General features: G+C 48.8%; 12 protein-coding genes, 1 pseudogene and 1 riboswitch. Of the genes and pseudogenes, 12 read left to right on the forward strand and 1 reads right to left on the reverse strand.

What is annotated here, in order from left to right; genetic code table 11:
• The first annotated feature begins 90 nt into the window (after positions 1-90).
• The 7 genes and pseudogenes from NSQ19_RS06340 to NSQ19_RS06370 all read left to right on the forward strand — a co-directional run bounded on the left by NSQ19_RS06340 (position 91) and on the right by NSQ19_RS06370 (position 7,619).
• The gene (locus NSQ19_RS06340; protein ID WP_340702579.1) at positions 91-765 is read left to right on the forward strand and encodes an SOS response-associated peptidase; all 675 of its coding nucleotides are present in this window, start codon (positions 91-93) and stop codon (positions 763-765) included.
• Between the two features lie 57 nt (positions 766-822).
• A riboswitch (TPP riboswitch) is annotated at positions 823-923 on the forward strand.
• A gap of 48 nt (positions 924-971) precedes the next feature.
• Complete coding sequence (gene thiT, locus NSQ19_RS06345; RefSeq protein ID WP_340702580.1) at positions 972-1,562, forward strand: energy-coupled thiamine transporter ThiT; 591 nt, start codon at positions 972-974, stop codon at positions 1,560-1,562.
• A 196-nt stretch (positions 1,563-1,758) separates the two neighbouring features.
• Positions 1,759-2,613: an MBL fold metallo-hydrolase gene (locus NSQ19_RS06350; RefSeq protein WP_017553248.1), complete on the forward strand. Its 855-nt coding sequence runs from the start codon at positions 1,759-1,761 to the stop codon at positions 2,611-2,613.
• Positions 2,614-2,690: 77 nt separating this feature from the next.
• A complete protein-coding gene (locus NSQ19_RS06355; protein WP_340702581.1) occupies positions 2,691-3,152 on the forward strand; it encodes a CBS domain-containing protein in 462 nt (153 codons plus the stop codon).
• Between the two features lie 67 nt (positions 3,153-3,219).
• A pseudogene (locus NSQ19_RS06360) lies at positions 3,220-4,237 on the forward strand (FAD-dependent oxidoreductase).
• Positions 4,238-4,450: 213 nt separating this feature from the next.
• Positions 4,451-5,245 (forward strand): LysM peptidoglycan-binding domain-containing protein, encoded by a 795-nt coding sequence (locus NSQ19_RS06365; protein WP_017553246.1) that lies wholly within the window; start codon positions 4,451-4,453, stop codon positions 5,243-5,245.
• Between the two features lie 208 nt (positions 5,246-5,453).
• Entirely contained in the window at positions 5,454-7,619 is a 2,166-nt protein-coding gene (locus NSQ19_RS06370; protein WP_340702582.1) for a DNA topoisomerase III, read from the forward strand.
• Here NSQ19_RS06370 and NSQ19_RS06375 read toward each other — a convergent pair whose 3' ends face one another.
• Positions 7,620-8,981 (reverse strand): amino acid permease, encoded by a 1,362-nt coding sequence (locus tag NSQ19_RS06375; RefSeq protein ID WP_340702583.1) that lies wholly within the window; start codon positions 8,979-8,981, stop codon positions 7,620-7,622.
• Between the two features lie 215 nt (positions 8,982-9,196).
• Here NSQ19_RS06375 and NSQ19_RS06380 point away from each other — a divergent pair, with 215 nt between their 5' ends.
• The 5 genes from NSQ19_RS06380 to hisD all read left to right on the forward strand — a co-directional run bounded on the left by NSQ19_RS06380 (position 9,197) and on the right by hisD (position 14,370).
• Complete coding sequence (locus tag NSQ19_RS06380; RefSeq protein WP_340702584.1) at positions 9,197-10,144, forward strand: magnesium transporter CorA family protein; 948 nt, start codon at positions 9,197-9,199, stop codon at positions 10,142-10,144.
• A 761-nt stretch (positions 10,145-10,905) separates the two neighbouring features.
• Positions 10,906-11,253, forward strand: coding sequence for a CHY zinc finger protein (locus NSQ19_RS06385; protein ID WP_019721180.1), 348 nt, complete (start codon positions 10,906-10,908; stop codon positions 11,251-11,253).
• Positions 11,254-11,348: 95 nt separating this feature from the next.
• On the forward strand, positions 11,349-12,473 hold the full coding sequence (locus NSQ19_RS06390) for an ATP phosphoribosyltransferase regulatory subunit (RefSeq protein WP_017553240.1): 1,125 nt from the start codon (positions 11,349-11,351) through the stop codon (positions 12,471-12,473).
• Positions 12,470-13,090: an ATP phosphoribosyltransferase gene (hisG, locus tag NSQ19_RS06395; RefSeq protein ID WP_013859250.1), complete on the forward strand. Its 621-nt coding sequence runs from the start codon at positions 12,470-12,472 to the stop codon at positions 13,088-13,090. The genes NSQ19_RS06390 and hisG overlap by 4 nt, the downstream gene beginning before the upstream one ends.
• On the forward strand, positions 13,087-14,370 hold the full coding sequence (gene hisD / locus NSQ19_RS06400; protein ID WP_340702585.1) for a histidinol dehydrogenase: 1,284 nt from the start codon (positions 13,087-13,089) through the stop codon (positions 14,368-14,370). The genes hisG and hisD overlap by 4 nt, the downstream gene beginning before the upstream one ends.
• Positions 14,371-14,374: the final 4 nt, after the last annotated feature.

Here is a 14,374-nt window from a genome sequence, read left to right on the forward strand (position 1 = left end):
ATGGGCATCTTTGCCGCTTCATACGCGGTATGGCAGAGGATGAAAATCAGCGGGCAATATTTTCAGGATAGAAAGAAAGGCGGGATTTGGATGTGCGGGAGGTACACGTTAACGGCATCTGTAAATGAATTGGAAAAAAGGTTCCATGCCAAAGCTTCTTTTTCAAGCAGTGAATATGCCAAAAGTTATAATGTCGCGCCTTCGCAAATGGTGGCTGCCGTGATCAGCGCCCATGGGCAGTACAGACTCGGTTTTTTAAAATGGGGCTTGATTCCTTCCTGGGCAAAAGATCCGAAAATCGGGCATAAGATGATCAATGCCAGAAGCGAAACCGTATTTCAGAAACCGGGTTTCCGGGAGGCAGTGAAAAGGCGGCGCTGCCTCATTCCGGCCGATTCTTTTTTTGAGTGGAACCGAAAAGACGGCACCCGGGCGCCGATGCGGATCAGTCTTAAGAACAGGGGCATTTTTGCGATGGCCGGGCTTTGGGAAAAATGGATGGACCAGGAAGGGAATCCGGTCTTTACTTGCACGATTTTAACGACAAAGGCGAACAGGATGATGGCAAAAATTCACGACCGGATGCCGGTGATTTTACGCAGGGAAGATGAAGAAAAATGGCTGGACACATCGGTCACTGAGGCGGGCCGGCTGTTGCCACTCCTTTCGCAGTATGATGCAGACCTAATGGAAATGTATGCCGTATCTGAACGCGTCAATTCGCCGAAAAACAATTTTCCAGAGCTGTTATTGCCAAAAAATTAAATTTTTTGTTGAAATGTTGTGGCAAAAAGTTTATCATAAAGGTGACAATTTCATGAACGTAACCACAGGGGGAGCGTTAAGCTGAGAGTGAACGCCATGTTCTGACCCTTTGAACCTGTCCGGTTAATGCCGGCGTAGGGATGTGGAATTTCTTTTGTCCTCCCATGGTTCGTTATGTTCATGCATACCAAAAGGGGGATTTTTTTATGGGCAAATTAAGTTTACAGGCTATGATTGAAGCGGCTATTTTTGCGGCGTTCGCGCTCGTGTTGGACTTATTGCCGTCCATTAAGGTGACGTCCGCGATTTCTCTGTCGTTTGCCATGCTGCCGGTTTTTGTAGTCGCTTTTCGCTGGGGATTTAAAGCAAGTGTTGCTTCGGGATTTATTTGGAGCTTGCTGCAGATCGTCACCGGTGATGCAAATGATATTCTCAACCCGATTCAGGGCATCATGGAATATCCGGTCGCTTTTTCATTCATCGGGTTTGCCGGGCTTTTTCGGCCGCTTATCGAAAGAAGCTGCCGCCATGCCAAAAGGGGCACGATGACTTTTTGGATATGCCTTTCTGTTCTTGCCGGCAGTTTCGCCCGCTATTTCTGGCATTTCGTGGCCGGCGTGTTTTTCTGGGGTTCCTATGCGCCTAAAGGGCAGTCGGCGTTTCTCTATTCTTTCATCACGAACGGCGTCACGATGATTGGCAATGGCATTTTATGCGCAGCTGTTGCGGCGATCCTCTTTAATGCCGCCCCGCAGCTGCTGACAAAATACCGCAATCAGCACAGGCATGCGGCGTAAAAGCAACTTGAAAACGGCAAGGCAACTGCGCCTTGCCGTTTTCACTTCAGGCAGGAGGCTTTATGGAAACAGGCGCCTTGTAAAGCCGGAGTTCGGTTTCACCGCTTTTTCAGTTGATCATGGCCGGCAGAACGGGTAATGGCCGTAAGAAACGGGAAAGGATAAAAAGAAGGAATAATGAAAGAAAGGGGATTTTATGGATAAAGACATTCATCACCCGTTTGGCCGCCGGATCATCCCGATGACTTCGATTGAAAGCGGAACAGGCAGGGAATTGCTGCCGGATATCTATTGCTTTACCATCCAAATTGTAAATGTGTGTCTGATCGGCAGGGCCGGAACCGGTACATTTGTCCTCGTGGATGCCGGCATGCCGGGTTCCGCCGGCGCGATATTTTCAGCCGTGCGGGAACGCTTCGGGGAAAAGGCAAAACCAAAAGCGGTTTTACTAACGCATGGCCATTTTGACCACGTGGGTGCGATTGCGCCATTATTGGAAAAATGGGACGTGCCGGTTTTTGCACATCCATTGGAGCTGCCCTATTTAACCGGGCGTGAAACGTATCCGGATCCCGATCCGACTGTTGAAGGCGGCCTGCTGGCGAAGATTTCCATGATATATCCGAATGAACCAGTTGATCTTGGCAAGGCTGTCCAACCCCTTCCCGAAGACGGGACGGTCCCGTTTCTGCCGGGCTGGAAATGGATCCATACGCCCGGCCATTCGAACGGGCATGTATCGTTCTTCAGGGAAGCAGACAACGTGTTGATCGCGGGGGACGCATTTATCACCGTCAGACAGGATGAATTTTGGAAAGTGCTGGTGCAAAAGCAGGAAGTAAACGGGCCGCCGCGCTATTTTACAAACGACTGGAAGGCGGCAAAACGCTCAGTTGAAAAATTGGCTGCCTTAAAGCCGGAAACTGCTCTTTGCGGCCACGGGATCCCGATGTCCGGCGCCGGCTTGCGGGAAGGGCTTGAGGCCCTTGTCTCCGGATTTGATGAAATCGCGCTCCCGGATCACGGGAAGTACGTGGATGGCGCACAATAGGCGGTTTCTTCATTGCTTCCTTCCCCGCAAAGGTTTACAATAATTTGTAAATGGATGGATAAAAAGGAGCGAGAAAATTGGAAGTCAAAGATTTTATGATCCGCGATGTCATTACGGTAAAAAAAGAGACGACGATCCGGGAACTGTTAAAGGTGCTTGCCCACCACCGGATCGGCGGCGTACCGGTCGTGGATGCGGAAGGAAAGCTGCTCGGCATGGTCAGTGACGGGGATGTCATCCGCTTTTTGCAGCCAAAGGCACGGACCGTTTACGATTTTTATATTACGATCGTGGTAAATGAGCAGGAAGACTTTAATGAAAAATTGGTGCACAGCCTGGACTTCCCGGTGGAAAAGATTATGAAACGGCGGGAACTGTATACGGTAAGGCCTGAAGACGATTTTGAAAATGCGCTCAGGATTCTGGCAAAACACCATTTTAAAAAGCTTCCGGTCGTCAATCAGGCAGGGCGTGTTGTCGGCGTCATCTCAAGAGGCGATATCATGCGCCAGATTACGGATAAATTGCTCAACAGCTAAATCGCAATGTTTAGACCGGCCTCCCCGGGGAAGACTATACATAACAGTCTTTCGGGGAGGTCAAATCATGAACGGAACTTCAATGCCGCAATCTCCTGAACCGTTGTGGCGCAAAACGGTCACGATGCCGCAATTTCCATCGTTAACGCAGGATATGGAAGCCGATGTGGCCGTTGTGGGTGCCGGAATGGCCGGGATTGTAACTACCTATTTGCTGGCAAACGAAGGGTATAAAACGATCCTGTTTGATGCCGGATCCATTGCAAATGGCACAAGCGGGCATACGACGGCAAAAATCACCGCACAGCACGGGCTCATTTATGATGAATTGATCCAGCATATAGGAAAAGAAAAAGCATCCCTTTATTACAAAGCAAACGAAACAGCTGCATCGTTCATTGAACAAACGACCTGAAGCACGGGATCCGCTGTGATTTTTCGCGGCAGGATGCCTTTCTCTATACCAATTCCGATGCATATATTGAAAAACTGGAAAAAGAAATGCAGGCGTATGAAACCCTCGGCATCCCGGGAGAATGGATCGGTTCGCTGCCGGACGGGATTCCCGGGAAAAAAGCGGTGAAAATGGCCGGGCAGGCACAGTTCCATCCGCTTTCGTACTTAAAAGCACTGATTGAATATTTAATGGACAAAAATGTCCCGATTTTTGAACAAACCACTGCGAAAGATATCGATTTTGGCAGCCCATTAAAAATCAAAACGGAAAAAGGGCATACCATGACGTGCAAATACATTTGCATCTGTACACACCTGCGAATACCGACGTTGCCGGGCAGCTCGTCAAAGGAAAACTTGACATGCGGGATCAATCTTTAGATGCGTTAAAAAATGACGAAAGGGCCGTTGTCCGTATTAACGGAAAGCGGGCAGGCGCCTACAAAGACTAGGACGGGAACCTCTATCTGGTCGATACGACATGTACCCATATGGGCTGTGAAGTGAAATGGAACTCGGGAGACCGCACATGGGACTGCCCGTGCCACGGTTCGCGGTTTGCTTGTACAGGCGAAGTGGTAGAAGGGCCGGCGAAAGAACCGCTGAAAAAAATCGATCAACAGGACTAAAGTGCTGCAAACACCGCCGCAATTCGACGGTGTTTTTCTGCTTCTATGCGCGAATTCGTGACTTTATGCCTATGTTACAAATTTTTCACGGGATTACAAAGAAGCGTTTTTGTGTAACCAAATCAACATTTTGCCGTTATCCGCCTGTTAAATCCGTGTGTTAGGATTTACGGTGTTGGCACAAAAGCCGGCAAAAAGAGGAGGTTACAATTTATGAAAAAAGCAGTATCAGCACTTGCAGCTGCGGTGACAATCACAAGCGTAATGGCTGTCAATGCACAAGCCGCAGCGCCGGATACTTATACCGTAAAACCGGGGGATACACTTTGGGGGATCTCTCAAAAATACAATACATCCGTTAAAACATTAAAACAAAATAACCAACTTTCTACCGAAATGATTTATCCTTCACAAAAGTTAACCATTTCCCCGAAAAACGTTTATGTCGTTAAAGCCGGTGACACGCTGTCGGATATCTCGAAAAAATACGGCGTGCCGGTTGAACAAATAAAAGAATGGAACGATCTGTCATCGGATGTCATTTTCCCGCATGATCAAATCGTGATTCGTTCCAATCCGAACAGCAAAGTGACAGTAAAAGAACGTGCAGCGGAAGTTTCCGTAAAGCCGCAAACAAACACGGAAAATGCAAAAGTGGACGTGAAAAAGCCGACCGTGCACGTGGAATCTTCCAAAGAGGCGGCTCCAAAACCGCAGGGAAAAACGATGACCGTCACCGCGACCGCTTATACAGCCAATGATCCGGGCTGCTCCGGCGTTACAGCGACAGGCATCAATGTTAAAAATAATCCGAATGCAAAAGTGATTGCCGTCGATCCGAATGTAATTCCGCTCGGTTCAAAAGTATATGTCGAAGGTTACGGGACCGCTGTTGCAGGCGATACGGGCGGAGCCATCAAAGGAAACCGTATCGATGTCCTCGTCCCGGATTCAGGAAAAGCCGCCAACTGGGGGCGCCGTACGATCCAAATCACCGTACTGGATTAGATGGGGATCCGTTACTTGCACCCGGTACGGCAAAACAGAAAACATTCAGGAAGTGACGTGAACGATGGGGAAAGTACCGCATTTTGAAACACCGCCCGGCCGCGTAAATCCAGAGGAAAAGGATTTACCCGGCCGGGCGTTTATTTTTTCTTGGCAGCGTGTGAAAAACATTGTAAAGTAGAGCTAGAAAAAGAAAGGAGTGATCCGTTTGTCTTTTCCATTGATCATCGCCGAAAAGCCTGACCAGGGGCGCACCCTTTGCTCGGTTTTTCCGCATGTGAAACGGGAGGGGTATATTGAAATCCGGCCGAATGAGATCTTCCCGGAAGGCGCTTTCTGCACGTGGGCGATCGGCCATTTAACCCAGCTCGTCCCGCCGGAACATTACAATCCCGCCTGGAAGCAGTGGAAACTGGAAACGCTGCCGATTCTCCCGAAAAAATTCAAATATGAAGTGACAAAGCCGAAATACAAGCAATTTCAAATCGTCAAAAAACTGGTGAAAGACGCACGCGTGACCAATATTATCCATGCAGGCGATGCCGGCCGCGAAGGAGAACTGATCATCCGCAACATCCTTCATTTGTGTGGCGCCAAAAAACCGCTACGGCGCTTGTGGATCTCGTCTTTAACCCCTCAGTCGATCCGGGAAGGGTTCCGCCATTTATTACATGATGAAGACACCCGCCCATTATATGACGAAGCACATGCCCGCGCCTGTGCAGACTGGCTGGTCGGCATGAATGCCTCCCGTGTCTACAGCCTGCTTTTAAGGCAAAAAGGCATGCGTGATGTCTTTTCCGTCGGCCGCGTCCAGACGCCTACGCTCGCTTTAATTGTAAAAAGGGAGCTGGAAATTGAACATTTCAAACCCGAACCGTTTTGGGAAGTCACCGCAATGTTTCAATTTGATGACAAACAATACGAAGGCAAATGGGTGAAAGATGGCGAATCGCGTTTGAATGACCCGGCCATGGCAGCGCGGATTGCCGCATTTTGCCGGCAAAAACCGGCAGAAGTTGCAGCATTGAAAAAAGAAAAAAAGGAATTCCAGCCCCCGCTGTTGTTTAACTTATCATCTTTGCAGGCAGCCGCGAACCGGGCTTTTCAATTTCCGCCGAAAAAAACGCTTGATCTTGTCCAATCCCTCTACCAAAAAGGGATCGTTTCCTATCCCCGTTCTGATTCCCAGTATGTGACAAAAGGGGAAGCCGAAACTTTTCCCGGTATTTTGGAAAAACTATCCGCCTGCCCGGAATATGCTCCGTATTTCCCGCTTCCAAAGCGTTCCATCCTTCAAAATAAGCGTTATGTAAATGAGAAAAAGGTTTCCGACCACTACGCGATAATTCCGACCGAACAGGTTGTGGCACCAGGCAGTCTTCCGGACGGTGAGAAAAAAATTTATGATATGATCGTCCGCCGCCTCATTGCTGTCCATTACGGCAATGCCGTTTTTCATTATACGACGGTGAAAACGGTCGTGGACAGCCGTGCAACATTTCTTTCCAAGGGCACGCAAATGGAAGCGGAAGGCTGGCGCAAAGTCATTTTTTCGAAAGAAAAGGAAAAAGATGGCATTTTGCCGGATGTAAAGCAGGGGGAAAAAGGGGTTGTCATCGATACAAACGTCAAAGAAGGCAAAACGCAGCCGCCGAAACGGTACACGGAAGGCCAGCTCATCACGCTGATGAAAACGGCCGGAAAATATATTGAGGATAGGGAACTAGAAAAAGTCATGGCGGAAGTGGAAGGGCTCGGTACGGAAGCAACAAGGGCCGGCGTCATCACCATTTTAAAAGACCGGAAGTATATTGAGGTGAAAAAGAATCAGGTCTATGCCACTGATAAAGCGAAAGTGCTCATCCGTGCCATTGGCGGCAAAATTCTGGCTTCTCCGGAAATGACTGCAAAATGGGAAAAACGGCTCCGCGAAATCGGGAAGGGGGCGGCAGAAGCAGCCGCTTTTATGGAACAGACGAAAAAGCTGTCCAGAAAAATTGTGCAAGATGCTGTTCAGGCAGCGGCCGAATGGGATTTTTCCGGCTTGAAAACGGATGACATTAAAAGGCCGGAATCAAAATATACAATCGGGAAAAAAGCCGGCAAATGCCCGGCATGCGGCGGCGACATTGTGGACAAGGGCGATTTTTACGGTTGCAGTGCCTATCGGAAATCAGGCTGCACCTTTACGCTGTCAAAATCGATCCTTGGCAAGAAAATCAGCCTGGCCAATGTAAGGAAACTGCTGGCCGGTGAAGAAACAAACATGATCAAGGGATTCCGAAAAAATGGCAAAACCTTTGATGCAAAATTGAAATGGGAGGACGGGAAACTCCGGTTTATTTTTGCAAAGCAACAAACCGGCCGTTGATTATTCAGGGGCCGGTTTGTGCGAAGCTTGTTTTTTCTTCCGGCTCACGAAAACGGCAATGGCAATGATGATCACCATGACGATGAAACTGGCATAAAACCCGGGGCGGATTTCTTTTTCCGCCAGTGTCCCGCTGATCGCAAGCAGCAGGAAAAGGATACCGGCTATGGCCGTGATTTTTCCGCCGCCGTTTAGTTTTAAAACACGGAAAGCCGAAAAAATAATAAATAGCCAGTTCATCAGCAGCAAAATCCCGGCTGCTGTTGTAATGTATTCATAAATTTTCCCCGGCAGCAAAAGGGCTGTAATAATGGAAAGAACCAGGCCGCAAGCCGCAAGCCCGAGCGAAGGAAGCGGAAGGTTTTTCCATTTTTTTATTTTTTTGCCGAACCATTTTGGCGCATCCCCGTCATTCGACAAGGTTACGAGCAAATTGGTAACCCCGAACAGCGCGGCCGTCATCGTCGAAAATCCGGCAATGATAATGGCGCCGTTAAAGACGTGGGGGAAAAAGGTGAGATGATAGTCCGCCATTGCCTTGACAAACGGACTTTCTTTATCATTAAAAGCCGTATAGTGTTCCATTGTGACGGCAAGCCCGAGCGAGACCACGTAAATCATCGTTAGAACGACTAGCATGATCGATCCGGCTTTCGGCGCATCTTCTTTGTTTTTCAATTGCATCGCCATCAGCCCGATCACTTCAATGCCGCCAAACGCATAAAACGCATAAATGAGCGAAGCCCAAAAGCCTAACGCGCCATGGGGAAAATAGCCGTGGAGACCATCAGGGAGGCACCCGCCCGTTCCCCGCCCGCCGTCAATCCAACCAAAAAGGGCACAAAAGGCAAGCAAAATAAACATGATGATGGCGGCCGTTTTGATGACAGCGAGAATGTTTTCCACCTTATCAAAACCTTTTGTGCCAAGCAGGACAACGGCAATGGAAAGGGCTGCGTAAATGGCGGCCAGTATCCATAACGGCACCGTATGAAACCAGAATTTTGTTAAAATAGACAATGCAGTCAGCTGGCTCCCCATAATGAGCACATTCGAACACCAGTAATTCCAGCCGCAGCTGAAACCTGCCCAGTTGCCGTAAGCTTTTTTTGCATAATAGCAAAACGAGCCTTCGTGCGGGTCGCGTGCCGTCATTTTCGCAAGCGCGCGGAAAACAATGTATGTACCGGCGGCTGCAATCAGGAATGACAATACGATGGAAGGGCCGGTCGTTTTGATCCCGATACCTGATCCGAGAAAATATCCGGTTCCGATCGTACAGCCGACACCGACAAGCGAAAGCTGCCACCACGCCAGGCTGCCGTTTTTTGTCGCTTTAGATGGTTGCTTCTGGTTACCCATCCCGGTTCCCTCCTTTACCTTACATACTGTTTGATAAAGCAGGCCGGTTTATGTACAAGTCCCGGATGTTTCTTTCTGCTCTGTCTTCTACAGGCCCGAATACAGAGCAAGGCGGGGCGGCCGGAAAGAAGCCGGCAAAGTAGAGAAACGTTTGGTCTAGCAGGCAAGTGGGAATCAAGTGGGAATAAGGAAGGGAAGAGAAAGGGGGAAGACGTTTGTTACATCTGTATAAAAACAAGGAAAACAACTGGAAATGGTATCAGCTGGAAAGTGTAGGCGAGAAAGAAATTGCACGGATTATTGATGAAAACGAGGAATGCAAAACATGGATTGAAAATATAAAAAATGATGATACAAACACTTTAACGATTGATACGGACCAAAATGACCGGCCGTTTGTCGAAGGTTCGCTTATTTTTGACCAGCACACGATCAACCGTGAGGAACATGATATGTTTCACTTTTACATTACCGAACAGACACTGTTGACGGTAGATCTTGATTTTTCCAAGCTGAAAAATACGGAAATCGAAAAAGTGATCGGGCAGATGGCCTATTCCTGCAATGCCATTGAGGCATTTTTTATTATCATCGGCGCGATCGTAAACAATTACCTAGATAAAATAGACGAATTTGAAATTAAATTAAACGAACTGATCTGGGAGATCCAGAAAAGGAACAATATTGACACGCTTGATAAAATATACGAACGCCGCCACGAACTGCTCGTCTGCCGGAATTTGATGATCCCGGTGAAAGAGATATTATACGGCATGCAGGAAGGATTTGGCACTGATATTTTGGAATACCCGCAAGTCCGGCAAAGGGTCATGAAAATCGAAAGATGCCTTGCGCTTTTGCAGGATTACCAACAGGAAATCGATACGCTGCTCAAAGTGGAAGAAGTGGTTTCAGGCCACAGGGGAAATTCGATTATGAAAACTCTGACCGTTTTAACGACGCTGTTTACCCCGATTTCCGCCTGGAGCGCCTTATGGGGCATGAACTTTAAAAACATGCCGGAACTCTCCTGGCGCTACGGCTATATTGCAGCGCTCGGCCTGATTGTCGTAAATACCATCCTGCTTTATATCTATTTGTACCGGAAAGGATGGACAGGCGATATTTTAAAAGGGAATAAGAAAAAATCATTATTTAAATAGCCCTTGCTGAACGAATCCGATTCTGAGTTTGTACCCAATTTGTCAGTAAGTTCTAGAAGAATCCATCTTTAAAAATACGATTCTGTCTTCTCTATACATTGAATCAGCTTTCAAGTGAAAGCTTTTCTCTGGATTTTTATAACACCCTTGCATCTAAATTTTTGCCAAAGCTGTCAGCATCCTTGCCAAATCTAGGAATTTTGGTTATTTTAGCAAGCCCTATGTTAAGGAAGCGTGGAAAATTGGTGGCCTTCCTTAACATAGGGCGCATCTACGTTAAGGAAGCACGAAAAAACGAGGCTCTTCCTTCACATAGAGCGCGTCTACGTTAAGAAAGCGCGGAAAAATGACGGCCTTTCTTCACATAGAGCGCGTCTACGTTAAGGAAGTACGGAAAAACGAAGACTTTCCTTCACATAGAGCCCGTCTACGTTAAGAAAGCGCGAAAAAACGAGGTTTTTCCTTCATATAGAGCCCGTCTACGTTAAGAAAGCGTGGAAAATTGGTGGCCTTCCTTAACATAGGATGCGTTTCAAGTGCAAGCTTTTCCCTGTATTCTTTATAAAACCCTTGCATCTAAATTTTTGCCAAAGCTGTCAGTATTCTTGCCAAATCTAGGAATTTTGCTTATTCAGCAAGCCCTAAATAGCCCTTTTCCGGCTGCGGGACTGCCCGCTTTTTTTTGCGCCCGTTTCATTGATGTGAAAGCCAAATTCCTGTATGTTAAAAACAAAGAAAAGATTTCAAAAGGAGCGGTTCCAATGAAAGTGTACGGCCCGGTTGTAGATGAAGAGACGCGCTGCATCCATTATGCTTCCCCGTTGGATGTCGTAGCCATCCGCTTTAAATGTTGCGGAAAGTATTATCCGTGTTATAAATGCCATGAGGAAGAAGAAGCCCACCCGGCCGAGCGGTGGGAAAAACGGGAATGGGATACAAAAGCGGTTCTTTGCGGCGTCTGCAAGCATGAAATGGCCATCCGGGAATATATGGGGGCAAGCGCTTGCCCGCATTGCGGCGCGCCTTTTAACCCCGGATGCGCCGCCCATTATCCGCTCTATTTCCAAATCGGCCAAGACAAGCCGGCTCGCCAGAAATTTTCACCTTGACCGCTTTTCTGAAATATGGTATCTTAAATGCAATCCAATCCTTTAGCGTATTAGAGTGATAACATAATAAAGAGAAAGTACAGGATGTGAAACCGATGTTTTTACCGGAAGGCAGCCAGGATGAAATGGGCACGATTGTCAAAAACCGCGCAACCGTGTTTGAAATGTTCCGTCACACGGCAAAGGAGCGGAATTATATGGAAATCTCGACACCGCTTGTTGAGTACGCGGATACGTTTACAAATGAAAAGGTCGGCATGAAGCTTCAAAATATGCTGAAATGGTTTGACGGCCGCGGCCAGATTGAAGTTTTGCGCCCGGACTGGACAACATCCATCGCAAGGGCGCTTTCGCAAAAACCGTTCCGGGCGTGTAAATGGGCTTACCAGGGTTCGGTGTTCAGGATGGATACCCCCGGCCTTGAGAGCCGACAGGTCGGGATCGAAATGGTGGGACTGCCGGAACTTTTAGGCGAAGGCGAATGCCTGTTTTTTGCCCATGCCTTTTTTAACAGGCTTGGTGTTACCGGGGTGATGGTGGAGCTCGGCCATGCCGGCATTTTTGAGGAACTGGTCGCACGCCTCAACCTGGAAGAAGGCCAGGTTGACCGGTTAAGAGGGGCCATGCACGATAAACGGAAAGATGAAGTATACGAGATTGCAAGTTTATGCGGCAATGCAGCGATGGCCGCGGAATTGGCGGGGCTTGTGGATGCGTACGGCCCGTTCGAAATGATCCGGACATTCCAGGAAAGATGGAAAACGGACCCGGCACTTTTCAATATGCTTGCCCATATCGAAAAGCTTGGCAAAATTTGCATGGCTGTCGGAATGGAAGACATCATGATTGACCTTGGCCGGGTGAAAAATCTGCCCTATTATACCGGCATTTTGTTCCGGGGATTTTTAAAACAAACCGGCGCTTCCTGCTTTTCCGGCGGGCGGTACGACATGCTGTACGAACAGTTCCACCGCCAAACAACAGCTGTCGGCATTGCTTTTGACGCCGATATTCTGGCAGAGGAACTGGTTCAGGAAGAAAAGCCGGAAAAAATCTGTATCATTGCCGGGGAAGAAACGCTTGCGGAAGCAGAAAAGCTGCGGGCTGCATACGGCGGGAAAATCGTGGATATCCGTTTCGGGCCGCCTGCAGAAGGCGAATTCAGTAAGGTCCTCAAGTTTAAAAACGTGGGCGGCCATTGGGAGGCGGAAGAAATTTGACGATCAGCATTGCCCTTACAAAAGGGAGAGTGGAAAAACAATTTTTGCAATATTTAAAGTCGCGCGGCTTTCATGTTGAACCGCTCGTTGAAAAAGGGAGAAAGCTCCTCGTTGAAACGGATGCATTCACCTGCATTTTCGTAAAAGGCTTTGATGTTGCAACATATGTAGAGTACGGCATTTGCGATCTTGGCATTGTCGGCGAGGACATTTTGGCGGAAACGCATCCCGATGTTTTCGACTTAATGCCGCTTCCCTTCGGAAAATGCCGGTTTGCCCTTGCAGGTAAACCGGAGGCTGTCCGCCATCACCGGAAATGCCGGATCGCCACCAAATACCCGAATGTAACAGAGCAATTTTTCCGCGAAAAAGGGGAATCGGTAGACATCGTGAAACTCGAAGGCTCCGTTGAACTCGCGCCGATCGTCGGCCTTGCTGATGCAATTGTCGACATCGTGGAAACGGGTAACACATTGAGAGAAAACGGGCTTGCCGTCATAGAGGAGATCCGGCCGGTCACAGCGCGGCTGATCGCCAACCGGTCGGCGTTAAAAATAAAAAAGCAGGCAATCCGGCCGTTTATTGAAAAACTACAGGGAGAAGGGGTCGCAAAATGATACGGGAATACACAAAAAAAGCATTTGCCGAAACGTTTCTGCAATCGAAAAACAAGAGCGGCGCGCACGATGAAGACGTGCTCCGCACCGCGAAGGAAGTGCTGGAAGACATCCGCTTAAACGGGGATGCCGCCGTGAAAAAATATGCCGCCCAATTTGACGGGGAAGTGCCGGAACCGTGGGAAGTTTCTCCGGAAGAACGCATACAGGCATGGCGCGAAGTTCCGCAGGATGTGATTTCCGCCTTGCAAAAAGCAGCGGAAAATATCCGCCGTTTCCACGCGAAACAGCTGCAAAACTCCCGGATCATGGAAATGAATGAAAATATCATTTCAGGCCAGCTGTTCCGGCCGGTGGAAAAAGCCGGGATTTATGTGCCGGGCGGGACCGCCTGCTATCCGTCATCCGTCCTTATGAACGCGATCCCCGCTGTCCTTGCCGGCGTAGAAGAAGTGGTCATGGCGACACCGGCCAGAAACGGCACGAAAATTGCCCCTGTTTTGTCCGTAGCGGCCGATATTGCCGGTGTCGGCACCATTTACAAACTTGGCGGCATCCAGGCGATCGGGGCGCTTGCATACGGCACGGAAACGATTCCTGCAGTCGATAAAATTGCCGGCCCCGGGAACGCATATGTCGCCGCCGCCAAATCGCTTGTATACGGCACGGCCGGCATCGATATGATCGCAGGCCCGTCGGAAGTCGCCATCATTGCCGATGAAAATGCCAACCCGGCATATATAGCGGCCGATCTGATCGCCCAGGCCGAACACGACGAACGCGCAAGAACGTTTCTCCTCACGACGTCGCAGAAACTGATAAATGAAACAAAAGCGGAACTTGAAAAACAGCTTGTTGTCCTTCCGCGTCGCGGCATCGCGGAAGTGTCCATCAAGATGCAAAGCGCAGCCGTGCTTGTTGCATCGATAGACGAAGCTTTTGCGCTTTCAAACCGGCTTGCCCCGGAACACTTGGAAATCCAGGTGGAAAACCCGCTCTTGCAGCTGTCGAAAGTGAAAAATGCCGGCTCCGTTTTTCTCGGCGAAAACACGCCGGAAGCCATCGGCGATTATTACGGCGGCCCGAACCACGTCCTGCCGACATCGGGAACGGCGCGGTTTTCTTCCGGTTTGTCTGTTGATGATTTTTATAAAAAAATCACCTATTTGTATTATGGTGAAAAAGCTTTACAGCAAGCGGCGCCGGATGTGATGGCGATTGCTGCACAAGAGCGGCTCGCCGGGCATGCGCGGGCGGTCCAAAAACGGGTGAAAGGGTGAGTGC

Source organism: Weizmannia sp. FSL W8-1119 (assembly GCF_038008605.1).
In the GTDB taxonomy this organism is placed as follows: Bacteria; Bacillota; Bacilli; order Bacillales; family Bacillaceae_C; genus Weizmannia; species Weizmannia coagulans.

Coding starts and splice junctions, on each gene's coding strand:
- NSQ19_RS06375 (WP_340702583.1), bottom strand. CDS start 8,981: ATGGGTAACCAGAAGCAACCATCTAAAGCGACAAAAAACGGCAGCCTG.
- NSQ19_RS06385 (WP_019721180.1), top strand. CDS start 10,906: ATGAAAGTGTACGGCCCGGTTGTAGATGAAGAGACGCGCTGCATCCAT.
- NSQ19_RS06350 (WP_017553248.1), top strand. CDS start 1,759: ATGGATAAAGACATTCATCACCCGTTTGGCCGCCGGATCATCCCGATG.
- NSQ19_RS06390 (WP_017553240.1), top strand. CDS start 11,349: ATGTTTTTACCGGAAGGCAGCCAGGATGAAATGGGCACGATTGTCAAA.
- NSQ19_RS06365 (WP_017553246.1), top strand. CDS start 4,451: ATGAAAAAAGCAGTATCAGCACTTGCAGCTGCGGTGACAATCACAAGC.
- thiT (WP_340702580.1), top strand. CDS start 972: ATGGGCAAATTAAGTTTACAGGCTATGATTGAAGCGGCTATTTTTGCG.
- NSQ19_RS06340 (WP_340702579.1), top strand. CDS start 91: ATGTGCGGGAGGTACACGTTAACGGCATCTGTAAATGAATTGGAAAAA.
- hisD (WP_340702585.1), top strand. CDS start 13,087: ATGATACGGGAATACACAAAAAAAGCATTTGCCGAAACGTTTCTGCAA.